General features: G+C 68.8%; 24 protein-coding genes. 6 read left to right on the top strand and 18 right to left on the bottom strand.

Annotated elements, in window-relative coordinates; translation table 11 throughout:
* Positions 1-36 precede the first annotated feature (36 nt).
* The 4 genes from UAJ10_RS11745 to UAJ10_RS11730 form a co-directional block, all read right to left on the bottom strand.
* On the bottom strand, positions 37-714 hold the full coding sequence (locus UAJ10_RS11745; protein ID WP_322915525.1) for an RNA-binding protein: 678 nt from the start codon (positions 712-714) through the stop codon (positions 37-39).
* A 14-nt stretch (positions 715-728) separates the two neighbouring features.
* Positions 729-2,228 (bottom strand): transcription termination factor NusA, encoded by a 1,500-nt coding sequence (gene nusA, locus UAJ10_RS11740; protein WP_322915524.1) that lies wholly within the window; start codon positions 2,226-2,228, stop codon positions 729-731.
* Between the two features lie 76 nt (positions 2,229-2,304).
* A complete protein-coding gene (gene rimP, locus UAJ10_RS11735; protein ID WP_322915523.1) occupies positions 2,305-2,799 on the bottom strand; it encodes a ribosome maturation factor RimP in 495 nt (164 codons plus the stop codon).
* A gap of 407 nt (positions 2,800-3,206) precedes the next feature.
* On the bottom strand, positions 3,207-4,196 hold the full coding sequence (locus UAJ10_RS11730) for a 2-hydroxyacid dehydrogenase (protein WP_040846616.1): 990 nt from the start codon (positions 4,194-4,196) through the stop codon (positions 3,207-3,209).
* Positions 4,197-4,426: 230 nt separating this feature from the next.
* Here UAJ10_RS11730 and UAJ10_RS11725 point away from each other — a divergent pair, with 230 nt between their 5' ends.
* The 4 genes from UAJ10_RS11725 (at position 4,427) to mtnK (ending at position 7,178) form a co-directional block, all read left to right on the top strand.
* Positions 4,427-5,035, top strand: a complete 609-nt coding sequence (locus tag UAJ10_RS11725; RefSeq protein ID WP_145749059.1) for an SH3 domain-containing protein — start codon at positions 4,427-4,429, stop codon at positions 5,033-5,035.
* On the top strand, positions 5,035-5,748 hold the full coding sequence (locus tag UAJ10_RS11720) for a class II aldolase/adducin family protein (protein WP_322915522.1): 714 nt from the start codon (positions 5,035-5,037) through the stop codon (positions 5,746-5,748). Before UAJ10_RS11725 ends, UAJ10_RS11720 begins: the two co-directional genes overlap by 1 nt.
* A 93-nt stretch (positions 5,749-5,841) precedes the next feature.
* Positions 5,842-6,297 carry a hypothetical protein gene (locus tag UAJ10_RS11715; RefSeq protein ID WP_322915521.1) on the top strand — a complete coding sequence of 152 codons (456 nt, stop codon included), beginning with the start codon at positions 5,842-5,844 and terminating at the stop codon, positions 6,295-6,297.
* On the top strand, positions 6,231-7,178 hold the full coding sequence (gene mtnK / locus UAJ10_RS11710) for an S-methyl-5-thioribose kinase (RefSeq protein WP_322915520.1): 948 nt from the start codon (positions 6,231-6,233) through the stop codon (positions 7,176-7,178). Before UAJ10_RS11715 ends, mtnK begins: the two co-directional genes overlap by 67 nt.
* Positions 7,179-7,229: 51 nt before the next feature.
* Here the strand turns inward: mtnK and mtnA are convergent, their stop codons facing one another.
* The 5 genes from mtnA to UAJ10_RS11685 all read right to left on the bottom strand — a co-directional run bounded on the left by mtnA (position 7,230) and on the right by UAJ10_RS11685 (position 13,637).
* Positions 7,230-8,354, bottom strand: a complete 1,125-nt coding sequence (gene mtnA, locus UAJ10_RS11705) for an S-methyl-5-thioribose-1-phosphate isomerase (RefSeq protein WP_322915519.1) — start codon at positions 8,352-8,354, stop codon at positions 7,230-7,232.
* Positions 8,355-8,619: 265 nt separating this feature from the next.
* The gene (gene infC, locus UAJ10_RS11700; RefSeq protein WP_322917313.1) at positions 8,620-9,156 is read right to left on the bottom strand and encodes a translation initiation factor IF-3; all 537 of its coding nucleotides are present in this window, start codon (positions 9,154-9,156) and stop codon (positions 8,620-8,622) included.
* Between the two features lie 174 nt (positions 9,157-9,330).
* Complete coding sequence (gene thrS, locus UAJ10_RS11695; RefSeq protein WP_322915518.1) at positions 9,331-11,319, bottom strand: threonine--tRNA ligase; 1,989 nt, start codon at positions 11,317-11,319, stop codon at positions 9,331-9,333.
* A gap of 159 nt (positions 11,320-11,478) precedes the next feature.
* Positions 11,479-12,477 carry a glycosyltransferase family 9 protein gene (locus UAJ10_RS11690; RefSeq protein WP_322915517.1) on the bottom strand — a complete coding sequence of 333 codons (999 nt, stop codon included), beginning with the start codon at positions 12,475-12,477 and terminating at the stop codon, positions 11,479-11,481.
* Complete coding sequence (locus UAJ10_RS11685) at positions 12,474-13,637, bottom strand: glycosyltransferase family 4 protein (RefSeq protein ID WP_322915516.1); 1,164 nt, start codon at positions 13,635-13,637, stop codon at positions 12,474-12,476. Before UAJ10_RS11685 ends, UAJ10_RS11690 begins: the two co-directional genes overlap by 4 nt.
* Positions 13,638-13,904: 267 nt before the next feature.
* Between UAJ10_RS11685 and UAJ10_RS11680 the strand changes: the two genes are divergently transcribed.
* Positions 13,905-14,546, top strand: coding sequence for an alpha/beta hydrolase (locus UAJ10_RS11680; RefSeq protein ID WP_322915515.1), 642 nt, complete (start codon positions 13,905-13,907; stop codon positions 14,544-14,546).
* 11 nt (positions 14,547-14,557) lie between these two features.
* Entirely contained in the window at positions 14,558-15,634 is a 1,077-nt protein-coding gene (locus UAJ10_RS11675) for a serine hydrolase domain-containing protein (RefSeq protein WP_322915514.1), read from the top strand.
* 136 nt (positions 15,635-15,770) lie between these two features.
* On the opposite strand, the gene trmB is transcribed toward UAJ10_RS11675, so the two are convergent.
* The 9 genes from trmB to UAJ10_RS11630 form a co-directional block, all read right to left on the bottom strand.
* Complete coding sequence (trmB, locus tag UAJ10_RS11670) at positions 15,771-16,481, bottom strand: tRNA (guanine(46)-N(7))-methyltransferase TrmB (protein ID WP_322915513.1); 711 nt, start codon at positions 16,479-16,481, stop codon at positions 15,771-15,773.
* 94 nt (positions 16,482-16,575) lie between these two features.
* The gene (metK, locus tag UAJ10_RS11665; protein ID WP_322915512.1) at positions 16,576-17,736 is read right to left on the bottom strand and encodes a methionine adenosyltransferase; all 1,161 of its coding nucleotides are present in this window, start codon (positions 17,734-17,736) and stop codon (positions 16,576-16,578) included.
* 137 nt (positions 17,737-17,873) lie between these two features.
* Positions 17,874-18,344: a helix-turn-helix domain-containing protein gene (locus tag UAJ10_RS11660; RefSeq protein ID WP_322915511.1), complete on the bottom strand. Its 471-nt coding sequence runs from the start codon at positions 18,342-18,344 to the stop codon at positions 17,874-17,876.
* Between the two features lie 251 nt (positions 18,345-18,595).
* Positions 18,596-20,233 carry an apolipoprotein N-acyltransferase gene (gene lnt, locus UAJ10_RS11655; protein WP_322915510.1) on the bottom strand — a complete coding sequence of 546 codons (1,638 nt, stop codon included), beginning with the start codon at positions 20,231-20,233 and terminating at the stop codon, positions 18,596-18,598.
* Positions 20,234-20,274: 41 nt separating this feature from the next.
* Positions 20,275-21,198: a hemolysin family protein gene (locus tag UAJ10_RS11650; protein ID WP_322915509.1), complete on the bottom strand. Its 924-nt coding sequence runs from the start codon at positions 21,196-21,198 to the stop codon at positions 20,275-20,277.
* Between the two features lie 3 nt (positions 21,199-21,201).
* Positions 21,202-21,708, bottom strand: coding sequence for an rRNA maturation RNase YbeY (ybeY, locus tag UAJ10_RS11645; protein ID WP_322917312.1), 507 nt, complete (start codon positions 21,706-21,708; stop codon positions 21,202-21,204).
* Positions 21,709-21,795: 87 nt separating this feature from the next.
* Positions 21,796-22,830, bottom strand: coding sequence for a PhoH family protein (locus tag UAJ10_RS11640; RefSeq protein WP_322915508.1), 1,035 nt, complete (start codon positions 22,828-22,830; stop codon positions 21,796-21,798).
* Positions 22,827-24,272 (bottom strand): tRNA (N6-isopentenyl adenosine(37)-C2)-methylthiotransferase MiaB, encoded by a 1,446-nt coding sequence (miaB, locus tag UAJ10_RS11635; protein ID WP_322915507.1) that lies wholly within the window; start codon positions 24,270-24,272, stop codon positions 22,827-22,829. The genes UAJ10_RS11640 and miaB overlap by 4 nt, the downstream gene beginning before the upstream one ends.
* A 179-nt stretch (positions 24,273-24,451) precedes the next feature.
* Entirely contained in the window at positions 24,452-25,321 is an 870-nt protein-coding gene (locus UAJ10_RS11630) for a lysophospholipid acyltransferase family protein (RefSeq protein ID WP_322915506.1), read from the bottom strand.
* Positions 25,322-25,358: the final 37 nt, after the last annotated feature.

Here is a 25,358-nt window from a genome sequence, read left to right as displayed (position 1 = left end):
CGATGCCCCAGGGCCATCCCTTACCCAGCGCTGGGCCTAGCGCCCCTTGGAGAGGGCGCGCAGCCTGTCCGCCTCCCGCTGCAGGCGCTGGACCAGGGGTCCGGCACCCACCACGGCATGCACCGCGTCATCGCGGCCCAGCGCCATGCCCAGCTCCCCCCGGTCGAAGATATCGACCACCGGGATGCCGGGGGACAGCGCGTCCAGCTTGGACCGGCCGTCGGCAGCCCCATCGGACGCCTCCAGCCTGAGCCCTATGCCCGACCGCGTACCGATGGCCTTGGCGCGTAGCGCCGCGGCCACCTTCTCAAACCCCGCCACCGCCTGGCCGCCCCGCCGGGCGAGCCCGACCAGGTCCAGACAACGGCGACGCAGAAGGCCCGACACTTGGGCCCCCAAGTCCGCCGGGGTGCGCACCGACCGGCGCGCCGCCTTGGCGAACAAACCTTTGGCGACCGCCTTTTCAACCAAGGCGGGGTCCGCCGTCAACCACAGCCCGCGTCCGGGCAGGGTTTCCTCCACATCGGGGACGACCGCGCCGTCGGGTCCGACGACAAAACGGATCATCCCGTCCTTCTCCGCGACCACCCCGCTGGCGATGCACCGGCGCAGTGGGCTTTTGGCCCCCCCGACCGCCTCCGCCTCGCCTTCCGGCAGCAGCGGCGCGTCGGGGTCCGGTGTCATCGTCGGTCCCGAGACCTGCGGGGCGACCATGAACCAGGCCCCCCTCAGGCGTCCGCGCCGGACTCTTCGTCCGCGAACCAGTGGGCGCGCGCGGCCATGATCAGCTCATTGGCCTCATCCTCGCTCATCGAGTCCTTGCCCAGGATTTCGATCAGCTCGTCGCCCGCCAGGTCGGCGAAGTCGTCCAGCGTCTTGACGCCCTTCTCACCCAGCTTGACCAGCATGGGGGCGGTCAGCGCCTCGATGGCCGCCACCTCGTCGGTGACACCCAGTTCCTTGCGGCGGTTCTCCAGGCGGCTGTTCTGCTCTTCCAGGAAATTGCGGGCGCGTTCCCGCAGTTCCTCGGCCACGTCCTCGTCGAAGGCGTCGATGGAGGTCAGTTCCTCGGTATCGACGTAGGCGATCTCCTCCACCGAGGTGAAGCCTTCGGCCACCAGCAGATGGGCGATCACGTCGTCAACGTCCAGGGCTTCGATGAACATCTGCGACCGGGTCTTGAATTCCTCGGTGCGACGGTCGGATTCCTCCTGCTCCGTCATGATGTCGATGTCCCAGCCGGTCAGCATGGACGCCAGGCGGACGTTCTGGCCGCGGCGGCCGATGGCCAGCGACAGCTGGTCGTCGGGCACCACCACCTCGATGCGCTTGGTCTCCTCGTCCAGCACCACCTTGGCGACCTCGGCCGGGGCCAGCGCGTTCACCACGAAGGTGGCGGCGTCGCGGTTCCAGGGGATGATGTCGATCTTCTCACCCTGCAGCTCGCCGACCACGGCCTGGACGCGGCTGCCGCGCATGCCGACGCAGGCGCCCACGGGATCGATGGCGCTGTCATTGCTGATGACGGCAATCTTGGCGCGGCTGCCCGGGTCGCGGGCCACGGCCTTGATCTCGATGATGCCGTCGTAGATTTCCGGCACTTCCTGCTTGAACAGGCCGGCCATGAAGGCGGGATGGGTGCGCGACAGGAAAATCTGCGGGCCGCGCGGCTCGCGCCGCACGTCGTAGATGTAGGCGCGCACGCGGTCGCCGTTCTTGAAGTGCTCGCGCGGCAGGCATTCGTCGCGGCGCAGAACCGCCTCGGCACGGCCCAGGTCCACGGTCACGTTGCCGTATTCCACGCGCTTGACCAGGCCGTTGACGATGTCGCCCATGCGGTCCTTGTACTCGTCGTACTGACGGTCGCGCTCGGCCTCGCGCACCTTCTGCACGATGACCTGCTTGGCGGTCTGCGCGGCGATGCGGCCGAAGTCGATGGGCGGCAGCGGGTCGATCAGGAAGTCGCCGACCTTGGCGTCCGGGCGCTTGCGCTTGGCCTGGGCCACGGAAACCTGGGTCGCCTCGTCCTCGACCGTCTCGACCACTTCCAGATAGCGCATCAGGTGGATGTCGCCGGTCTTGCGGTCGATGCGGGCGCGGATGTCGTGCTCGTGGCCGTACTTCGACCGGCCAGCCTTCTTGATGGCCTCTTCCATCGCCTCGAGCACATGCTCTTTCTCGATGTTCTTTTCGCGGGCGACGGCGTCAGCGACTTGAAGAAGTTCCATCGAAGCGAACCTTGCCTTCTGTTACGTCAGTAAGAACGACTGTTGGTATGATGCGTAGAGACTTGGGGAAACAGGGTCAGTGCTGGTGCTTGCCCTCGGCGGCCGCCTTCAGCAGCGCGTCGTTCATCACCAGCTTGGCCCGCAGGATCAGGTCGAAAGGCACGGCGGCGGGACCCGTGGGCATCTCCACCAGCACCTTGCCGTCCTCGATCCCCTTCAGCATGCCGATGAAGCGGCGCCGGTCATCCACCGGCTGCGACGTCTCCACCCGCACCTCGAAACCCGCGAAGCGCTCGAAATCCTTGGGCCGGGTCAGCGGTCGGTCGATGCCGGGGCTGCTGACCTCCAGCGTGTAGGCGACGTCGATGGGGTCTTCCACGTCCAGCAGGGCCGACACGGCGCGGCTGATCTCCGCGCAGTCATCCACCGTCATGGCGGCGCCGTCCACGCGCTCGGCCATGATCTGCAGCGTCGGACGGGCGTTGCCCGTCAGCGACACGCGCACCAGGTCGTAGCCCATGGCCTCGACCGAGGGGGCGATGATACCGGCGATGCGTTCGTGTACGTCCATCGATCTCTATCCAGGGAACGGCCGATCGGGCCGTCCCCGCCTTCGCTTGGGGACGGTTATGGGGCGAAACCTGCCCGCCTGACATCGCCGACCCCAGATAATAAAAAAGTGGGCCAATGGCCCACCCGCAAAGCGTTCCAGCCAGCCACCAGATTGTCGATGGCCGGATCGTTATGAGGATTGCTGCGGCGGATCATAGTCGCCACGGCGTTTTGCGCAAAGGGTTTTCATGCGCCATCCGCCATGTGCCGGAAGGGATGCAGGCCAGCGTCGCCGCCGGTTGTCGCGCCCCCAACCAGTCCTGGTGCCGTGAAGCAACAGCGAGCCCCATATGGTGTGGAGAAGAGGGCTCGTCAAGACGCCGGCGGCCCCAGTCGAGGCCGCCGGAACATCTTTTTTCAAGGCGTTTAGAACATGGATTCGATGACGCGGTCGGGCGGCTTGTGGCCGTCGACGAAGGTCTTGATGTTGACGATGACCTTCTCGCCCATGTCCTGGCGCCCCTCGATGGTGGCGGAGCCCATGTGCGGCAGCAGCACCACGTTGCTGAGCGCCAACAGCTTGGGGTTGATGGCCGGTTCCTGCTCGAACACGTCCAGGCCAGCGGCGCCGATCTCGCCCTTGGCCAGCTTGCGCGTCAGTTCGTTCTCGTCGATCACCTCGCCGCGCGCGGTGTTGACGATGATGCTGTTGGGACGCAGCAGGTTCAGGCGGCGGGCGGACAGCAGGTGATAGGTCGCCGGCGTGTGCGGGCAGTTGATGGAGATGATGTCCATCCGCGCCAGCATCTGGTCCAGGCTTTCCCAGTAGGTCGCCTCCAGCTCCTGCTCGATCTCGGGATGGACGCGGTGCCGGTTGTGGTAATGCACCGACAGGCCGAAGCCCCGCGCGCGGCGGGCCAGCGCCTGGCCGATGCGCCCCATGCCGACGATGCCCAGGCGCTTGCCCCAGATGCGCGTGCCCAGCATGAGGGTGGGGCCCCAGCCCGTCCACTGGCCGGCGCGGATCAGCCGCTCGCCCTCGCCCACGCGCCGGGCGGTCGCCAGGATCAGGGCCATGGTCATGTCGGCCGTGTCCTCGGTCAGGACGCCGGGCGTGTTGGTGACCATGATGCCGCGCTCACGCGCCGCCTTGAGGTCGATGTGGTCGACGCCGTTGCCGAAGTTGGCGATCAGCTTCAGCTGCGGGCCGGCGTGGGCCAGGACGGTGGCGTCCAGGCGGTCGGTCACGGTGGGGACGACGACGGTGGCGACCTTGACCGCCTCCGCCAGTTCGGCGGGGGTCATGGCATGGTCGTCGGTGGAGAGCCGCGTATCGAACAGCTCCATCATCCGCGTCTCGATGACATCGGGCAGCTTGCGCGTCACGATGACGAGGGGCTTTTTCCGCTCGGACATGGTTCCTCCCGAGATAGCGTTCTTGCCATAGCAGCGAGGGCCGCCGCTGTCCAGCGGCCCCGGGACGCATGCCGGGTCCGTGGTCCGATGATACCCGTAACAGGGGCGACGCTTGACCCCGGCGGACGGCCGATTTCTATTGGGGGCCGAAACGTCGGGGCCGCGCCCCGCCCGCGTTTTTTCCACCCGCCTTTTTCCCAGGAACGGGGACAGCCTTGAAACGGTCGCCCATGGTCAGGTTCTTCCGGCACGCGTTGCCCCTCGCCGCGCCCCTCGCCGCGATGGTCCTGGCTTTCGCCGCCGCGTCCGCCCCGGCCGCCCCGCCCACCCATACCGGCACCGATGGCACCGGTGCCGCCAGCGACCAGCAGGAGGGGGAGCCGCAAAGCGACGCCGCCCACCCCGACGCGGTGGTGCGCAGCGGGTTGCCCGTGCCGCGCTTCGTCACCCTGCGGTCCAACGAGGTCAATGTCCGCACCGGCCCCGGCGTGCGCTATCCGGTGGAGTGGGTGTTCGTGAAGGCCGGCATGCCGGTGGAGATCACGGCGGAGTTCGACACCTGGCGCCGCATCCGCGATGTGGAAGGCACGCAAGGCTGGGTGCACCAGAGCACCCTGTCCGGCCGGCGCGGCATCATCGTCACCGGACAACAGTCGCGCACCCTGCGGCGCGACGCCGCGTCCGCCTCGGAAGCGGTGGCCCAGCTGGACCCCGGCGTCATCGCCAAGCTGCGCAAGTGCAAGGGCCCATGGTGCCAAGTGGACGTGGGCGGCTTCCGCGGCTGGCTGCAGCGCGACGAGGTCTGGGGCGTCTACCCCAAGGAAGAGGTGGGTGAGTGATGGGCACGCCCCTGCCGCCGGAGGACGACCAGGCGCTGCGCCAGGCGGTGATCGACACCGCCCGGGCCATGAACACGCTGGGCATCAACCAGGGCAAGAGCGGTAACGTCAGCACCCGCTGCGCCGGCGGCTTCCTGGTCACGCCCTCGGGTGTACCCTATGAGGCGCTGACGCCCCAGGACATCGTCTTCATGGACTTGGCCGGTCGCTATCGCGGTACCATGGTACCGTCCAGCGAATGGCGCATGCACCTGGCCATATATCAGGAACGGCCCCTGGCCGGGGCGGTGGTGCACACCCATTCCACCTTCTGCACGGCCCTGGCCTGCCTGCGCGAACCCATCCCAGCCTTCCATTACATGGTGGCCGTGGCCGGCGGCACCCGCATCGAGGTGGCCGACTACGCCACCTTCGGCACGGCCGCGCTGTCCGACGCCATGATGGCGGCGCTGGGGCCCCGCCGCGCCTGCCTGCTGGCCAACCACGGCATGATCGCCTTCGGCGCCGACCTGCGCCGCGCCCTGGATCTGGCGGTGGAGGTGGAAAGCCTGGCCCGCCAGTACTGGCATGCGCGCATGATGGGCGCGCCCGTCATCCTGGGCGAGGAGGAGATGGCGGAAGTGCTGCGCCGCTTCGCCACCTACGGCCGCCAGCCCAAGGACCTGCCGCCCGGCACGCCGCAGGCGCTGGAGTTTCCCGAAAAGCTCGCCTGATGCGCGCCTGGACGGGCGCGCCCGTTCGGGCCCACACTAGCCCCCAGCGCCGCCCGGTGAGGCGGCGACGAAACAGCTGGGAGTGCGCCACTCATGACCCTGGAGACGCCGCCGGGCTATGCCCCGTTGAGCGATGCGACCTTGCCCGATTTCCTGGCCGCCGTGCCGGCCCTGGCCACGCGCCTGGGCGGTGCCGCCGCCGACTGGCGGGTGACCGAGGTGGGCGACGGCAATCTCAACCTGGTCTTCCTGGTGGAGGGGCCGGGTCAAGACGGCAAGGCCACCGGCCTGTGCGTCAAGCAGTCCCTGCCCTATCTGCGCCTGGTGGGCGAAGGCTGGCCCCTGGATCTCAACCGCGCCTGGTTCGAGCAGCGCGCCATGGCCCTGCACGCCGCCGGCGCCGCCGGCCGGGCGCCCGCCCTGCTGCATTACGACCCCGCGCTGTACGCCATCGTGATGGAGCGGCTGTCCCCCACGTCATCTTGCGCCGCGGCCTGGTGCAAGGCATCCGCTATCCCCGGTTGGCGGAGCATGTCAGCGACTACCTAGCAGGCACGCTCTACGCCACCAGCGACCTGGCCCTGCCCGCCTCCAAGAAGCGGCCCCTGGTGGCGGCCTTCACCGCCAACGACGCCCTCTGCCGCCTGACGGAGGACGTGATCTTCACCCAGCCCTACATGACCCATCCGCACAACCGCTGGACCAGCCCACAACTGGACGCGACGGCCAAGGCGGTGCAGTCGGACACGGCGTGGAAGCTGGCCGCCAGCCGGCTGAAGCTGAAATTCATGGCCAGCCCCGAGGCCTTGATCCACGGCGACCTGCATACCGGGTCCATCATGGTGACGGAGACGGACACGCGGGTCATCGATCCGGAGTTCGCCTTCTTCGGCCCCATGGGCTTCGACGTCGGCGCCATCATCGGCAACCTGCTGCTGAACTACCTGTCCCAGGATGGGCACGCCACGGAGGACCATCCCCGCGACGCCTACCAGGACTGGGTGCTGGAAACGGTGGAGGACCTGTGGACCCTGTTCCGCGCCAAGTTCCTGCACCTGTGGCGCACCAGCGGCGAGGGCGACGCCTATCCCGCCGCCCTGTTCTCCGGCCCCGACGGCACCGCCTGCCTGGAGACGGAGCGCCGCGTCTATCTCGACCGGCTGTTCGTGGACGCGCTGGGCTACGCCGGCGCCAAGATCACCCGGCGCATCCTGGGCCTGGCCCACAACATCGACCTGGAAAAAATCGCCGACCCCGACATGCGCGCCCTGTGCGAGACCCGCTGTCTGGCGCTCGCCCGGTCGCTGATGGTGGAAACGGGCCGCTATCCCACCATCAAGTCCGTGACCGAAGCCGCCCGACATGTGCGGCGGACGGTGAACGCGGTGGGGCCCGTCGACAAGCGCGGGCTGGGGCTGGACGCGCTGTAGAACGGACGCGGTGCATACGGTCAGGCCGTCATGGGACGGCGGCCTGACCCCCTACTCATCATTCACCGCCACCTGGCCCATGCGCTCCGGCGGCTGGTGGTCGGGGAACAGGTGGGCCAGATCCGGGGGGCTGCAGACGCCGCGTTCGGTGATGAGGCCGGTGATGAGGCGGGCGGGGGTGACGTCGAAGGCGTAATTCACCACCGGGCTGCCCTCGGGCACCAGGCGCACGGTTTCAAGATCGCCATGGCCGGCCAAGCCGGTGATGCGCGCCACCTCGTCGCCCGGGCGTTCCTCGATGGGGATGCCGGCGACGCCGTCGTCCAGCGTCCAGTCTATGGTGCTGGACGGCAGGGCGACATAGAAGGGCACGTCGTTGTCCTTGGCCGCCAGGGCCTTCAGGTAGGTGCCGATCTTGTTGGCCACGTCGCCCTTGGCGGTGGTGCGGTCGGTGCCGACGATGGCCAGGTCCACCAGGCCGTGCTGCATCAGGTGGCCGCCGGTGTTGTCGGGGATGACGGCGTGGGGCACCCCGTGCTGGCCCAGTTCCCATGCGGTGAGGAAAGCGCCCTGGTTGCGCGGCCGCGTCTCATCCACCCAGACGTGCAGGGGAATGCCGGCCTCGTGCGCCAGGTAGATCGGGGCGGTGGCCGTGCCCCAGTCCACCGTGGCCAGCCAGCCGGCGTTGCAGTGGGTCAGGATGCGCACCGGCCGGTCGGGATTGCGCTGGTGGGCGGCGCGGATCAGGTGCAGGCCGTGGCGCCCGATGGCGCGGCAGATCTCCACATCCTCGTCCGCGATGGCGGCGGCCTCGGCATAGGCCCGGTCCTGCCTGTCCCCCGGCGGGGTCAGCAACAGCACCTCGCGTATGCGGTCCAGGGCCCAGCGCAGGTTCACCGCCGTGGGCCGCGTGGCCATGAGGCGGGCATGCGCCCGTTCCACATCGCCATCCTCCACCCCCACCCTCATCGCCAGCGCCATGCCGTAAGCGGCGGCCGCGCCGATCAGGGGGGCGCCCCGCACCTGCATGGTGGTGATGGCCGTGGCCATGGCCGCCACGTCGGTCAGCACCACGGTCTCGAACCGGAAGGGCAGCCGCGTCTGGTCAATGATGCCGACGGTGCGGCCGTCGGGTTCCACCCAGATGGTCCGCATCGCCTCGCCCGCCACCTTCATGGAGTTCCCTCGTGCTTCGGCCTTATTCGCTTCGTCGGTTATACCAGCGGCACTAGATTTTGCCTCGTGCCTCTATAGGACACGACCGCGCCCGCCGAAGCTTTCCGGGGAACGCAGTGGACTGGAAAGCGAGGACGAGCCAAGCCAGCGGATGCCGGCGCCCGGCGCTTGAGGGAAGAACAAAAACCAAAGCCCCCGGAACCAATGATTCCGAGGGCCTTTGGTGTCCGTTGCGGTCGCCGCAATCAGAGGATCGGTCCTGCGCTCAGCGGGGCGCGAGGATCATGATCATCTGCTTGCCTTCCAGCTTCGGCATCTGTTCGACCTTGGCCAGGTCTTCCAGCAAGTCCTTCACGCGCACCAGCACGTTCATGCCCAGATCCTGGTGGGCCATTTCACGACCGCGGAAGCGCATGGTGACCTTCACCTTGTCGCCTTCCTCCAGGAAGCGGCGCGCGCTGCGCATCTTCACGTCGTAGTCGTTGTCGTCGATGTTGGGACGCAGCTTGATCTCTTTGACCTCGATGATCTTCTGCTTCTTGCGCGCTTCCGCGGCCTTCTTCTGCGCCTCGTACTTGAACTTGCCGTAGTCGAGGATCTTGCAGACGGGGGGCTCGGCGTTGGGCGAGACCTCGACCAGGTCGAGGCCGGCCTCTTCGGCGGCGATCAGTGCATCGCGCAGACTAACGACGCCAACCATCTCGCCAGCGGCGTCGATGAGGCGGACGGAACGAGCGTTGATCTCCCGGTTAACGCGCGGCCCCTCACGGGTGGGGGCCGACTCTTGGCTGGGCCTGGCTATGGAACCTTCTCCCTGGTTTACGGTGGCCGCGAGGTGGGTGGATGCCCCGGGACGGGGCGGGCGGCGACACCGGATAAAAAGACGTGGATGTGTACTTGTAAGAAAAGCCAGCGCCGCGCAACTGCGGATTTCTCTCCACAGCCCCGTTGGGCGCTGGTCAGACCATAATTATCCTCAGAACGCGGCCTCCGTCACTCCCTCCGAAGGGACAGGGGCACGTGCCTCAAGCTTAAGCGCCGCCACCGCTTCGTCAAGCGACAGCAGCTCCTGGTCCTTGCCGCCCAGGCGGCGCAGGGCCACGGTGCGGTTCTCCGCCTCGCGGCCGCCGACCACCACCAGGACCGGCACCTTGGCCAACGAATGCTCGCGGACCTTGAAGTTGATCTTCTCGTTGCGGGTATCGACCTCGACCCGCAGGCCGGCCTTGGCCATCACCTTGGCCACGTCCTCGGCATAGGCGTCGGCCTCGGACGTGATGGTGCAGACCGTGGCCTGGACGGGCGACAGCCACAGCGGGAACTTGCCGGCGTAATGCTCGATCATCATGCCGATGAAGCGTTCGAACGAGCCCAGGATGGCCCGGTGCAGCATCACCGGCCGATGGCGGGCGCCGTCGGCGCCGATGTAGCTGGCGTCCAGGCGTTCCGGCAGCACGAAGTCCAGCTGCAGGGTGCCGCACTGCCAGGTGCGGCCGATGGCGTCGGTCAGATGGAATTCCACCTTGGGGCCGTAGAAGGCGCCCTCGCCGGGCAGCTCCTCGAACTCCAGGCCGTTGGCGGTCAGGGCGTCGCGCAGGCCCTGTTCAGCCTTGTCCCACACCTCGTCGCTGCCGGCGCGCACGTCGGGACGCAGCGCCAGTTTCACGGCGATCTTGTCGAAGCCCAGGTCCTTGTACACGCCCAGCTGCAGCTTGAAGTAATCCGCCGCCTCGCCGGGCACCTGGTCCTCGGTGCAGAAGATGTGGGCGTCGTCCTGGGTGAAAGCGCGGACGCGCAGGATGCCGTGCAGCGCGCCCGAGGGCTCGTTGCGATGGCAGGCGCCGAACTCCGCCAGGCGCATGGGCAGGTCGCGGTAGCTCTTCAGCCCCTGGCGGAAGATCTGGACGTGGGCCGGGCAGTTCATGGGCTTCAGGCCCAAGAACTTCTCGCGGCCCTGGTCGTCCACCGACTCCCGGATCTTGAACATGTTGTCGCCATACATGTCCCAGTGGCCCGAGGCCTTGAACAGGCTGCTGTCGTAGAGCTGCGGCGTGCGCACCTCCAGATAGCCGGCGTCCTTCAGCTTGGCGCGAATGTAGCGTTCCAGCGCCTGCCACAGGGTCCAGCCCTTGGGGTGCCAGAAGACGCTGCCCGCCGCCTCTTCCTGCAGATGGAACAGGTCCATCTCACGGCCCAGCTTGCGATGGTCGCGCTTCTCCGCTTCCTCGATCTGGTGCAGGTGCTCCGCCAGCTCCTTCTCCGTGCGCCAGGCGGTGCCGTAGATGCGCTGGAGCATGGGGTTGCGGCTGTCGCCGCGCCAATAGGCGCCCGCCACCTTCATCAGCTTGAAGGCGTGTCCGACCTTGGACGTGGAGGGCAGGTGCGGGCCGCGGCAGAGGTCGTACCAGCCGCCCTGGCGGTAGATGGTGATCTTCTCGCCCGCCGGGATGTCGCCGATGATCTCGGCCTTGTAATGCTCGCCGATGGACTTGAAGTGGGCGATGGCCTCGTCCCGGTCCCAGACCTCGCGCGTGAAGGGGCTGTCCGCATCCACGATCTCGTGCATGCGCTTCTCGATCTTCACCAGGTCGTCGGGCGTGAATGGCTCAGCCCGGGCGAAGTCATAGTAGAAGCCCGTGGCGATGGCCGGGCCGATGGTGACCTGCGTGCCGGGATACAGCTGCTGCACCGCCTCCGCCAGGATGTGGGCGCAGTCGTGGCGGATCAGCTCCAGCGCGTAGGGCGCGTCGCGCGTCAGGATGGCGACCTTGGCGTCATGCTCGATGGGGCGCGACAGGTCGCGCTCCTCCCCGTCCACCGTGACGGCCAGCGCCGCCTTGGCCAGGCTCTTGGAGATCGACTGCGCGATCTCCAGGCCCGTGACGCCCACCGCGTAAGTTCGCACGTTGCCGTCGGGCAACGTGATCGCGATCTGGGGCTGGTCAAGGTTTTCAGCGGTCGTCATGGCGTTCAGGGTTTGTCCAAATTGAAGAAAGGCGACTTTGGGTAGCGGGGGCGGAACTGTCAAGCGTCGGGCCCGGGGGTAAGCCGGCTGGCGGGGCATAAGCGCCGCATGGCTGTGTCCCCCAGGGCACAGGCGCGGGCAACAAGTGCAAAAACCGGCCTAAACCGGGGCGTTTTCACCGTCCATTTCCCCGTCCGCGTCACCATCGGGGGCCACATCCGGCTTGGGCCGCAGGCGCAGCGCCGTTTCCACCGCGTCCACGCCCAGGTCGGTCAGGTCCAGCACCTTGATCCAGGCCGCGTCCGACCCCCACGGGGCGGAGCGGGCGGGATCGGTGTGGTGCGACATGATCATCAGCGTCGAGCAGCCCAGGGCCGCCGTCAGGAAGATCGGTCCCGTGTCGTTGCCCACCGCGCCCTCGGCCCGCCGCGCCAGGCTGGCCAGCTGGCCCAGGCTGGTGCGGCCCACCAAGTCGACCGCCCAGGGGCAGCCGCGCACGATGGCCCCGGCCGCGTCACGGTCGGCCTCGGTGCCCACCACCACCGGGGTCAGGCCCCGGTCGGCCAGGCGCCGGCCCAGCATGGCATAGCGCTCGGCCGGCCAGCGCTTGTGCGGCAGGTGGGGCGAGCAGCCCGGCACCAGCAGGACGAAGGGCCCCTCTGGCGCCAAGCCGTCCACGTCGCCCGCCAGCCAGCCGAGGTCGGCGGGTCCGGTGTCGGGCACGCCGGCGGCCTGCAGCTGGACGCGGTACCGGTCGTGGTTGTGCAGCCCGGTGAGGCTGGGCAGCGGGAAAGCGGCCCCTCGAGCGGCGCCCGACCACAGCGGCCGGCGCCCCGGCCCCATCAGCCAGAAGTAGCGGGCGGTGCGCGGCTTGTTCTGAAGATCATAGATGGTGTCGAAGCGGCCGGCGCGCAACTGGGCGCGCAAGCGCCAATAGGCCAGCGGGCTGCGGCCGCGCGGATCGGCCCACACGTCGTCGAACCAGGGCATGGCCCGGCCGAACCCGACGAAGGCCGGCCCGGTCAGCAGGGTGACATGGGCCCCAGGGTGATGGCGGCGGATGGCCTGGAAGGCATCGAAGCATTGCACCAGGTCACCCAGGGCGCCCAGGCGGATGACCAGGATCCGCTGGGCGTCGGGGGCTGGCGCGACGGTCACGAACCCGCCTTGCGGTAGGCGGCCATGCCGACGGTGGCCCGCAGCTGCAACAGCTCGGCATAGACGGCCAGCGTGGCGTCGCACATGCGTTCGCGGGTGTAGTTCTGCAGCACGAAGCGGCGGGCGTCGGCCGCCAGCGCCCGGCGCTGCAGGCTATCCAGGGCCAGGGCCTCGGCGATGGCGGCGGCCATGGTGGCCGGATCCTCCGGCGGCACCACCAGCCCCGTCTCGCCATCGATCACCGTTTCCGCCACGGCACCATGGTTGGTGACGATGACGGGCTTGCCCATGGCCTGGGCCTCCACGATCACGCGGCCGAAAGCCTCCGGCCGGGACGAGGCGCTGACCACCACGTCGGACAGCAGGTAGGCGGCCGCCATGTCGCTGCAATGGTCGGCGATGGTGACCTGCCCTTCCAGGCCCAGATCGCGGATGCGCGCCACCAGTTCAGCCCGGTACTCCGTCCGCCCCTGGTCGGATCCCACCAGCACGGCGCGCACGTCGTCGCGCCCCAGCCGGGCGATGGCCTCGATCAGGTCCAGCTGGCCCTTCCAGCGCGTCAGGCGGCCGGGCATCAGGACGATGCGCTGGTCCTCCGGCAGACGCCAGTCGCGCGCCAGTTTGATCAGCCGTTCCTGGCTGACCCGCTCGGGATCCAGGATGAAGGTGTCGACGCCGCGCGGGATGGTGCGCAGCCGTTCGGCGGGCACGCCGTATTGGCCGGCCGCATGCTCCGCCACGAAGCGGGAGACGGCGATGACCCGGTCGCCCTTGGCCATGACGCTGTTGTAGCGCCGCTTCATCTCGCCCTTGAAATTATAAGGGGCGTGGAAGGTGGTGACGAAGGGGATGCCGGTGCGCCGCGCCGCGATCCAGGCGCTCCACGCCGGGGCGCGGGAGCGGGCGTGGATGATGTCCACCCCGCGCTCGCGGATGAGGGCTTCCAGCCGGCTGGCGTTGCGCCAGATGGTGAAGGGGTTCTTGGAGGCCAGCGGCAGGGCGATGTGCTCGGCCTTGTAGCGTTCCAGCTCGCGCGCCATGGGCCCGCCGGCGGAGGCCACCAGGGCGGTGCCGCCGGCGCGCATCAGGGCCGCCGCCATGTCGACGCAGCCGCGCTCCGCCCCGCCCGTCACCAGGTTGGGGATCACCTGCAAAACCACGGGACGGCCGCCCCCGAACCAACCGGCGACGGTATTGGTCCCATCGGCGGTCCCATCCCAACTGGCCCCATCGGGGGCCGGCGCGGGATTGCCGGTGTCTGTCGAGGCCGTTACGGTGCCAGGGGTGTGGGTCAGGGTCATCTGGGGAAGGCAAGCATGGCGGAGACGTCGATACATAGCGTACAGCGGGGGGCCGCCACCATAGCCTATCGACGGAGCCCCGGCCGTGGCCCCGGAATTGTCTTCCTGGGCGGTTTGAAGTCCGACATGACGGGGGCCAAGGCCACGGCGCTGGAAGCCTACGCGCAAGAGCGCGGCCACGCCTTCGTCCGTTTCGACTACCAAGGTCACGGGGTGTCCAGCGGCGATTTCCGCGACGGCACCATCGGCACCTGGACCGACGACGCCATCGCCGTGCTGGACCAGGTGACCGAAGGCCCGCAAATCCTGGTGGGGTCCAGCATGGGCGGCTGGATCATGCTGCTGACGGCCCTGGCCAGGCCGGGCCGGGTGCGCGCCCTGGTGGGCATCGCCCCCGCGCCGGACTTCACCGAGCGGCTGATGTGGGCCCGGATGGACGCGAAGGCCCGCGCCACGCTGGAGCGTGACGGCGAATGGCGCCAGCCCTCGCTCTATGACGACGCGGGCTATCCCATCACCCGGGCCTTGATCGAGGATGGCCGGCGCCACCTGCTGCTGGACCGGCCCCTGGCGCTGCCGCCCGTGCCCGTGCGCCTGATCCACGGCCAGCGCGACCCCGACGTGCCGTGGCGGACCAGCCTGGATTTGGCCGGGGCCATCACCCATGACGACGTGCGCGTCACGCTGGTGAAGGATGGCGACCATCGCCTGTCCACCCCCCCAAACCTGGACCTGATTACCCGCGCGGTGGCGGAGTTTCTGGAATAATGGGACCCAAGATGCTGAACCGTCGCCTGCTGTTGGGGGCGGGGGCGGCCTTGCCCTTGCTCTCCGTCCTTCCCGCGTCCGCTTCGGGCGCGGATCATCCCGACGCGGTGGTGGACGCCTTCGTCCGTGACACCGGATTCCAGGGCGTGGTCATGTTGGGCCGGGCCGGCAAGGCCGATTACGTCCGCACCGTGGGCTACGCCGATATCGAGGCCAAGGCGCCGGCCAAGGCCGACACCCCGTACGCCATCGCCTCAATCAGCAAGTGGCTGACGACGGTGACGGTGTTGAAGCTGGTGGAGCGCGGGCTGCTGGATTTGGACGCGCCGCTGACCCAGGCCCTGCCCGACTATCGCGCCGATACCGGCGCCAAGCTGACCCTGCGCCGCCTGCTGTGCAACGCCAGCGGCCTGCCCAACCTGTTCATCGCCGAGGCCAAGGCCGACCCCACCCTGCTGCAGACCGACCTGACCACGGCCCAGGCCCAGGCCCGCTTCGGCCAGGGCGACCTGGTGTTCGAGCCGGGCGCCCGCTTCGACTACCACCCGGTGAACTGGATCGTGATCATCGCCGCCGTGGAGAGGGTCACCGGCCTGCCCTTCCAGGCGGCGGTGCGGTCCATCACCCTGGACCCGCTGGACCTGCGCGCCACCGGTGCCACGGACGCCATGCTGGAGGGGGCGGCGCCCTCATACCGCACCGCCACCCCGCCCGAACGCTGGCGCAATGACCGGCGCCCCTATCTGGCGGCCTCGGGCGGCTATGCCAGCACGGCGCCCGACCTGATGCGCGCCGCCCATCTGGTGTTCGACACCGATTTCCTGACGGCGGACTCCCGCCGCCAGCTGACCCATGTCGAGGTGCCCACCGAGGACTACGCCCTGGGCGGCCGGGTGCGCCGCCTGACCATCCAGGGGCGTACCGTGCCGGCGGGCTGGGAAACGGGGCGGACGGCGGGCTACCGCCTGGTGCTGGGCCACCGGCTGGACGGCAGGCGCACGGTGGTGCTGATGAACAACACCGCCCTGTCCCAGAAGACCATGGACCAGTTCGCCGACGCGCTGCTGGGGGCGGAACCCCGCGCCTGATCGAGGAGAGATCCAGCGGCGTGAGGAACTCACGCCGTAGACCGCGACCGCGGTCGCCGGAAGTTTTCGGGGAGCGTCAGCGGACTGGAAACTGAGGACAAGCCAAGTGGCCGAATGGCCACGCCGGCGCTTGAGGCTACCGAAGGCGTCGGCGAAACCGCAGGTACACCGGCACACGGCCGGCCTCCAGGGCCTTCTGCTCGTAGCGGGTCTGGACCCAGTCGGCCGGCGGCACGCGCCAGTCGTCCGCCTTGTCCGCCAGCCATTCGAAGTCCGGATACCGCCAGGTGTGTTCCAGCATCCAGCGGCACAGCTGCTGGTCGTCGGTGGCCAGGCGCAGCTCGGCACCGTCGCGCAGCACCCGGGCCAGGCGCGGCAGGTTGGCGGGGCCGATGAAGCGGCGCTCGGCATGGCGCAGCTTGGGCCAAGGATCGGCGAACAGCACGAAGACGCGGCCCACGCTGGCCTCGGGCAGGGCGTCCAGGATGGGGCGGGCGTCGTCCGGGCAGATGCGGATGTTGCCGCCCAGGTCCTTGGCCTCGACGTGCTGCAGCAGGTTGGCGACGCCGTTGATGAAGGGCTCGCACCCGATGAAGCCGATGTCGGGGTTGGCCGCCGCCTGTTCGGCCAGATGCTCGCCCCCGCCGAAGCCAACCTCGAACCACAGGTCGCGCTTGGGGGTGGGGAACAGGGTCGCCGGATCGATGATCCCGCCCGCCGCCGGCGGATCCAATCGCAGGCGCGGCAGCAGCTCTTCGATCAGGCTGGTGCGATGCTGGCGCAGCGGCCGGCCGCGACGACGGCCGTAAAGCAGGGCGCGATGCTGGGCGGGGGTGTCGTCCGTCATGATGCGATCGAAAACAAGGCAAGGGTCAGAAAAGCCAAGGGCCCTGGCTGATCCATCGATCGGCCAAGGCCCCGGGCATCAGGACGGGGGAACCTTAGAACGCGCGCTTCAGCTCGTCCACCAGGTCCAGCTTTTCCCACGAGAAGCCGCCGTCGGCGTCCGGCGTGCGGCCGAAGTGGCCGTAGGCCGCCGTGCGGGCATAGATGGGACGGTTCAGCTTCAGATGCTCGCGGATGCCGCGCGGGCTGAGGTTCATGAGCTGGCGCAGCACGTCGGACAGCTTTTCCTCATCCACCCGGCCGGTGCCGGCGGTGTCGATGTAGACCGACAGCGGATGGGAGACGCCGATGGCGTAGCTGAGCTGGATGGTGCAGCGGTCGGCCAGGCCGGCGCCCACCACGTTCTTGGCCAGGTAGCGCGCGGCGTAGGCGGCCGAACGGTCCACCTTGGTCGGGTCCTTGCCGGAGAAGGCGCCGCCACCGTGCGGGGCGGCACCGCCGTAGGTGTCGACGATGATCTTGCGGCCGGTCAGGCCGGCATCGCCGTCCGGGCCGCCGATGACGAAACGGCCGGTCGGGTTGACGTAGAAGTGGGCTTCATCGCACATCCAGCCCTCGGGCAGGACCTTCAGCACGTGCGGACGCACGATCTCGCGCACGGCGTCCTGGTCCAGGCCTTCGGCATGCTGGGTGGAAACGACCACCGAGGTGGCGCGGACGGGCTTGCCATCGACGTACTGCAGGCTGACCTGGCTCTTGGCGTCGGGCCCCAGTTCCTTGACGCCGCCGTGGCGCGCGTCGGCCAGCGACTTCAGGATGCGGTGGGCATAGTGGATAGGCGCCGGCATTAGGTCATCGGTCTCGCGGCAGGCGTAACCGAACATGATGCCCTGGTCGCCGGCCCCCTCGTCCTTGTTGCCGGCGGCGTCGACGCCGACCGCGATGTCGGCGGACTGGGCGTGCAGGTAGCACTGCACCTCGGCCGTCTTCCAATGGAAGCCGTCCTGCTCATAGCCGATGGCCTTCACCGTGTCGCGGGCGACGCCCTCGATCTCCTTCAGCAGGCCTTCCGGCCCGCGCACCTCACCGGCGATGACGATGCGGTTGGTCGTGGCCAAGGTCTCGCACGCCACGCGGGCGTAGGGATCCTGGGCCAGGAAAAGGTCGACCACGCCATCGGAGATTTGATCGCAGACCTTATCCGGATGACCTTCGGAAACGGACTCGCTGGTGAAGACGTAATTGGATTGGGCCACGGGACGCCTCGGCTAAAGTAACGACGGCTATTTACGGCGGAGTGTGTGTGATATCGACAAAAAACGCCGCCCGGGCTTTCGCAGCCAGGCGGCGTTTTTTCGCAGGCTTCTACAGAACGGTCAAGGGGCAGGCCCTATCACGCGACGTCGGACACAGATTCCACACCGGAATTGGCGACGGCCTTGGTCAGTTCGAACAGGCGCTTGCGCACGGCGGGATCGGAGATGCGGTAATAGGCGCGGACCAGTTCCAGGGTCTCGCGCTTGGCCATCGGGTCGGCGTCGAAGCCCATGTCGGGCGACAGGGCCTCATCCACGACGTCGTTCGGCGTGTCGCCGGCCATGTCGTCGAAGAAGAAGGACACCGGCACGTCCAGCACGCGCGACAGGTCGAACAGGCGCGAGGCGCCGATGCGGTTGGCCCCGCGCTCGTACTTCTGCACCTGCTGGAAGGTCAGGCCGATGGCCTCACCCAGCTTTTCCTGGCTCATGCCCAGCAGGGTGCGGCGCAGGCGCACGCGGCTGCCGACGTGAACGTCGATCGGGTTGGGCTTTCCGATCCGAGGCCGCCCACCGGTGGAACGGCGGGCCCCAATTGCACTCTCCATGATCCAAATCCTCACGTTACGGATCGATTACGACCCTAAGCCAAGCGTTCAGGGGTGGTCAAGGCACGCCGCCTGCATCCCACCGTCCCGCTTCCCGGCCCTTGTTCGGTCCGCCAACCTCATATGGGGACGTGATCCATACCACCACAAGCCGGCGCCTGGTCCTGGTGACAATCGCGGGGTCATTGACCCCGACGGCTCCGCCACGGGTCCCTTCGGCGCCCGATCACGGACATCCGGTCATGGACATCTCAAGGGCACTGCCTACCCTGATACATCCGAAGCGTGAAAAAATAGATAACGCCCAATACAGCCAAGAGTAAAGCGGCCAAGGGGCCATCGCCCCATCGGGCATAAGGTGTAGGCCGGGGCGTAGACTGCGGTAGTGGGAGGTCCAGGACTCCCCGGGAGCCCAATGCCAAATGACCCAGTTCGCGTCCATAGGGATCTACCACCGCGGAAATACCGGTATTGGCGGCGCGCACCAGGGGCAGCCCCTCCTCGATGGCGCGCATGGTGGCGATGGCCAGGTGCTGATGCGGCCCCGCCGTCCGGCCGAACCAGGCGTCGTTGGTCACGTTCAGCAGCCAGCGGGAGCGACCCTTCGCCGCATCCGCCGTGCCCGCCTCTTGCGCCGTCACCATGCCGGGGAAGATGACCTCGTAGCAGATCAGCGGGCTGGCCGGCGGCAGGCCGGGCAGGTCCAGGGTGCTGGGCCCCGGCCCCGACCCCAGGATGGAGTTGCCCGGCGACACCAGCGCCACCGCGCGCAGGGGCAGCCAGCGGCGTAAGGGGGTGTACTCGCCGAACGGCACCAGGTGGGCCTTGTCGTAATGGCCCAGTGCCTGGCCCTGGTCGTTCACCACCACCAGGCTGTTCCAGTAGGTGTCGGTGCCGTCCTGCGCACCGGGGGCGCCGGCGGGCGTCAGGCGCAGGCTGCCCGTCAGGGTCAGGCCGCCACGCGGCGTCACCTGGCCCACGGCCTTCAGCAGCTCCGGCTCGTCCTCCAGCAGGTAGGGCACGGCCGTCTCCGGCCAGACCAGGGTGGTGATGGGCGCCTGGCCCGGCGGCTGCGGCTGGCGTGACAGGGCCAGCAGCAGCCGGACGTGGTCCAGCTCCGCATCCGCGTTCCACTTGTCGGTCTGGGCGATGTTGGGCTGCACCAGGCGCAGCATGACGCCCGGCACCAGGGGCGCCTCACCCGCCGGCACGCGCGCGACGCCGTAGATGGCCATGAGGATGACCAGGCCCAGGCCCGCCACCGGCGCCATCCAGGGCCGCCGCCCGCCGTCGGCCAGGACCGCCGGCAGGCTGGCGGGCAGCACCGTCAGCAGCGACAGGCCGTAGACCCCGATGAGGGAGCCCACCTGCGCCGGCCCCGGCAGCCCCACCCAGACATAACCCATGAGGTTCCAGGGAAAGCCGGTGAAGGCATGGCCGCGCACATACTCCACCACCGTCCACAGCACCGCGAACAGCAGGCAGCGGGCGACACCCGCCAAACGGAAACGCCGCACCAAGCCCCACCACAGCAGCGTGCCTGTGCCCACGAACAAGCCCAGCAGGAAGGGCAGGCCCGCCACGGCGAAGGGCAGCATGGGCCAGAAACGGGGAAACACCAGCAGCGCCTCGCCCACCCAGTAGAGGCTCAGCACGAAATGGCCGAAGGCGAAGGCGAGGCCCGTCCAAAAGGCGGCGGCCGGGCGCTCCACCCCATCAAGCAGCCAAATCAGCCCGGGAAAGGCCAGCCACAGCACCGGCACGGCGTTGACGGGTGGCATGGCCAGAGTGGCGAGGCCACCCAGGAGGGCGGCCAAGCCCAGGCGGCGCCAGCGCCCGCCGTCGCGCATACGGGTGGCGAGGCGGGCCAGACGGTCAGGCAGGCTCACGATGGGGATGGTCTCCGGTCACGGGGATGATGCTGGCGGTCTCAGGAACCCGTGGCGGGCAGGTCCTGGCCGGGGGCCACGGGCAGGTTACGGACGCGCAGCCGCTTGATGCGGCGGGGGTCGGCGTCCACCACCTCGAACTCGATGCCCGAGGGGTGGACCAGCGTCTCGCCCCGGCGGGGGATGCGGCCGGCCAGCGAGAACACCAGGCCGCCCAGGGTGTCGACCTCTTCCCGGTCCTCGTCATCCAGGACCGGGCCGACGCGGGCCTCGAAATCCTCCAGCGGCAGGCGGGCGTCGGCGATCAGGGTGCCGTCGGGCCGTTCCATGATGCGCGGCTGCACCGCGTCGTCATGTTCGTCCTCGATCTCGCCGACGATCTCCTCCACCAGGTCCTCGATGGTGACCAGGCCGTCGATGCCGCCGAACTCATCCACCACCAGGGCCATGTGCTGGTGCGCCTGGCGCATGTGCAGCAGCAGGTCCAGGACGGGCATGCTGGGCGCCACGATCTGCACCTCGCGCACGATGGACGCCAGGTCGAAAGGCCGCTGGTCCGCCACCACCGCCAGGATGTCCTTGATGTGGACCATGCCGATGACGTCGTCCAAGGTCTCGCGATAGACCGGCATGCGCGAGTGCGCGTCTTCGGAGAAGCGGCGGATCAGGTCGGGCAGGCTGATCGAGGCCTCGATACCCAGGATGTCGGCCCTCGGCACCATGATGTCGACCACGGTGCGGCCCCTGAGCTTCAGGATGTTGGCCAGCAGCGTGCGCTCATTGCCGCCCACGGACGTTTCGTCCGCGCTGCTGTCCTCGATCAATTCCTCGATGGTGTCGCGCAGCGTGGGATCCACGCGCCCGCCCAGGGCGGCGCGCAGCCAGCCCCGGAATTGCTGGGTCAGGGACCCGTGATCTTCGGCCCCGTCTTCACGGGGCGTTCGACTGTCGGAAAGATCGGCCATCGGTTAGCGCGTGGTCTCTTCGCTCTGGGGGTCTTCGCGGGTGGGGCCGGCACCGTCCCGGTAGGGATCGGCAATGCCCATGTCCGCAAGGATCGCCGTCTCCAGCCGTTCCATGGTCTCGGCCTCGGCGTCCTCAATGTGATCATAGCCCAATAAATGAAGCACGCCATGGATCACAAGGTGGGTCAAGTGGTTGGCGACGGGTTTGTTCTGTTCCGCCGCCTCCGTCATCAAGGTTTCATACGCCAGGATGATGTCGCCCAGCAGGTAGGGCGGGCGGTCCACGCCATCCGGGAGCTCAAATCCATCCTCCTCCTCGTCCTGGTCCAACATGGGGAAGGACAGGACGTTGGTGGGCTTGTCCTTGCCGCGGTACTGGTGGTTCAGCACCCGCACGGCGGCGTTGTCGGACAGCAGGATGGAAACCTCGCCCTCGCCGTCCGGCAGGGCGCCGGCGTCCACCGCCAGCGCCTGGCGCAGGGCCTTGCGCGCGGCGGCGGTCACCGAGATCCTCCACGCCGGGGATGGTGGCCTGCCAGTCGCCGGCCTCGACCTCGACGATGATCTCCAGGGCGTCGGCCCGGGCCGTGTCCATGGTCATTCCCCGGTTTCCACCGGCGCCTTGGCCTTGTCCGCCAGGCGCTTCCTGCGGGCGTCGGCGCGGTCATAGGCGTCTACAATGCGGCCCACCAGGGGGTGGCGCACCACGTCGGCGGCGGAGAAGTGGACGAAGGCCGCCCCCTCGACACCCTCCAGCACCTCCACCGCCTCGCGCAGGCCGGACTTCACGCCGCTGGGCAGATCCACCTGGCTGAGGTCGCCGGTGATGGCCATACGGCTACCCTCACCCAGGCGGGTCAGGAACATCTTCATCTGCATGGGCGTGGTGTTCTGCGCCTCGTCCAACACGACGAAGGCGTTGGCCAGGGTGCGGCCGCGCATGAAGGCCAGGGGGGCCACCTCGATCTCGCCCGACACCAGGCGTTTGGCCACCTGCTCCGCCGGCAGCATGTCGTGCAGCGCGTCGTAGAGGGGCCGCAGGTAGGGGTCGACCTTCTCGCGCATGTCGCCGGGCAGGAAGCCCAGCTTCTCCCCCGCCTCGACCGCCGGGCGTGACAGGACGATGCGGTCGACCCGGCCGGTGATCAGCAGCGACACGGCCTGCGCCATGGCGAGATAGGTCTTGCCCGTGCCGGCGGGGCCCAGGCCGAACACCAGCTCGTTCTCCGCCAACGCCTTCAGATAGGCCGCCTGGGTGGGGGAGCGGGGGGTGATGTCGCGGCGGCGGGTCTTCAGCACCGCTTCCGGCCGGGTGATGGACGCCAGAGCCCTGCCCCGGCTTTCGGCGTCCACGCCGGTGGCGATGCGCATGGCGGCGTCGACCTCGGCCGGCCCCACGGGCATGCCGCGCTTCAGCCGTTCCCATAGGGCGTCCAGGGCGGCACGGGCGGCGCCCGTGGCGTCTTCCGGCCCGGTGATCGTCAGGCAGTTGCCGCGGCTGATGAGGTTGACGCCCAGCTGGCGCTCGACACGGCTCAGATACTGCTCATGTTCCCCGAACAGCAGGGGCAGCAGGCGATTGTCATCGAACTGCAGATCGATACGCTGGTCCGTTCCGGACGCTTGGGTCACGCCGTCATCTCCTGATGATTGGCCTTGATATCGGGGCTGATGAAGGACGGGGCGCCGCCCGCCCCCTGGTTGGCCTCGCCGTGAACGCTTTCGCTGGTGACGACCTCGCCGCCCAGGCTGCTGGCCGACACCGCCGTGACGCGCACCGGCACCACCTGGCCCAGCAGGCGGTCGGGGGCGGCGGCGTGGACGGCCTGCATGTAGGGGCTGCGGCCCAGCAGCTGGCCAGCATGCTTGCCCCGGCGGTCGAACAGCACCTCCTGCACCGTGCCCAGCAGGCCAGCGTTGAAGGCGCGCTGCTGTTCGGCCAGCAGGTTCTGCACCGCCTCCAGCCGCGCGGACTTGTCGTCCTCGGTCAAGCGGCCCTCCGCCATGGCGGCGGCGGGGGTGCCGGGGCGGGCGCTGTACTTGAAGGAATAGGCGCTGGCGTAGGTCACGTCGGTGATCAGGCGCAGGGTGGCGGCGAAATCCTCCGCCGTCTCGCCGGGGAAGCCGACGATGAAGTCGCTGCTGAGCGCCAGGCCGGGCCGGGCGTCGCGCAGCTTGTCGACGATGCGGCGGTAGTCGTCGGCCGTGTGCTTGCGGTTCATGGCCGCCAGGATGCGATCCGACCCGCTCTGCACCGGCAGGTGGACGAAGGGCATCAGCTGCGGCACCTGGCCGTGGGCGCTGATCAGGTCGTCGTCCATGTCGCGGGGGTGGGAGGTGGTGTAGCGGATGCGCCGCAGCCCATCGATCTCCGCCAGCTCACGGATCAGCCGGCCCAGGCCCCAGGTGCGGCCGTCCGGCCCTTCGCCGTGGTAGGCGTTGACGTTCTGGCCCAGCAGGGTGATCTCCACCGTGCCGCTGGCCACCATGCGACGCGTCTCTTCCAGGATCTGCGTGGCGGAGCGGGAATATTCCGCACCCCGCGTATAGGGCACGACGCAGAAGGTACAGAACTTGTCGCAGCCTTCCTGGACGGAGACGAAGGCCGACGGGCCCTGGGGCGTGGCGCCCTCGCCCGGCAGCAGGTCGAATTTGCTCTCCACCGGGAAATCGGTGTTGATGACGCCGCCGGCGCCGCGCACGGCGCGGGTCACCATCTCCGGCAGCTGGTGATAGGTCTGCGGACCGAACACCATGTCGACATGGGGCGCGCGCGCCATGATCTCCGCACCCTCGGCCTGGGCGACGCAGCCGGCCACGGCGATGATCATGCGCTCGCCCGACGCCGCCTTTTCCTGCTGCTGCAGGCGCAGGCGGCCCAGTTCGGAATAAACCTTCTCCGACGCCTTCTCGCGGATGTGGCAGGTGTTGAGGATGACCATGTCGGCCCCCTCCGCCTCCTCCGCCGGTTCATAGCCCAGCGGCGCCAGGACGTCGGCCATGCGGCCGCTGTCATAGACGTTCATCTGGCAGCCGTAGGTCTTGATGAACAGCTTCTTACGCGACGTCGCCACACCGAACTCCTTGCCACGCCGGATCACAGGGCGCGGGCACCGCACGAACGGGAAAAAGCGCGCCGGCTCGGGGCTGGCGCGCTGGCCGTAACATTAGGCGGCCGGGGATCGTAGTCAAGGTGGGGTTCGGCCTGGGCTGGTCCGGGCGGCAAGCGGGGCGGGGCGCGTCATGACGGGGGTCAGGCCGCCCCGGCCGCCGCTTCCGGCTTTATGCCCGCCGGGGCGGACGATGTGGGGCGGGTGGGCGCCAAGGCCCGCGACCAGCGGCCGGACACGGCGCGGTCCACCCCGGCGGCCACCACCTGCCAGCAATGGTCGGCCAAGGCCTTGCGGGAGGAGAAGTCCTCCAGCGACACCACGGGGTGGAATTCCACACGGATGCGCAGGCGGCCGGCGCCGATCATCTGCCACAGGTGGGGCGGCAGCTCCATGTCGCCATACCAGGCGTACAAGGGGCGCAGCTCGTGACCCAGCGGCAGATCGTCCAGATGGGTGCAGGTCACGCTGACCGGCTGCACCGCCACCGGATGGCCGTCCACCTGGGTGTTGGCCACGGCGAACAGGGCGGTCTTGAACGGCAGGACGCGGTTGCCGTCGCTGCTGGTGCCCTCGGGAAACAGCACCAGGCTGTCCCCGCCGATCAGGCGGCCCGCCATGTCGTCGCGCTGCTTGCCCGCCTCGCGCTTGTTGGCACGGTTGACGAAGACGGTGCGCTGCAGCTTGGCCAGCAGGCCGAACAGGGGCCACAAGCCCACCTCGGACTTCGCCACGAAGGAGCAGTCGATGAGGGAACCCAGGACGGGGATGTCCAGGTAGGAGGAATGGTTGGAGACGAACAGCGTCGGCCGGCCCACCGACGGCTCACCCACCACATCGACGTCCAGCGCCAGCATCAGCCGGCAGCAGACCCGATGGTAGAACCGGGGGAAGCGCGCCTGCCCCGGCAGGTTCAGCGACACCAGCGTCGCCTGTACCGGAATGCACAGGAAGGTCCACGCCAGGTAAAGGGCTAGGCGCAGGAAACCGGCACGGGTGGAGCCGATCGCCATGGTATGCCCTCCTCCGGACGCGGTTATGGATGCTGGG

This window comes from Nitrospirillum guaranorum (genome assembly GCF_034653275.1).
Lineage (GTDB): Bacteria > Pseudomonadota > Alphaproteobacteria > Azospirillales > Azospirillaceae > Nitrospirillum.
The sequence above is the reverse complement of the archived record's forward strand: the minus strand, read 5'-3'. Positions and strand labels throughout refer to the sequence as shown.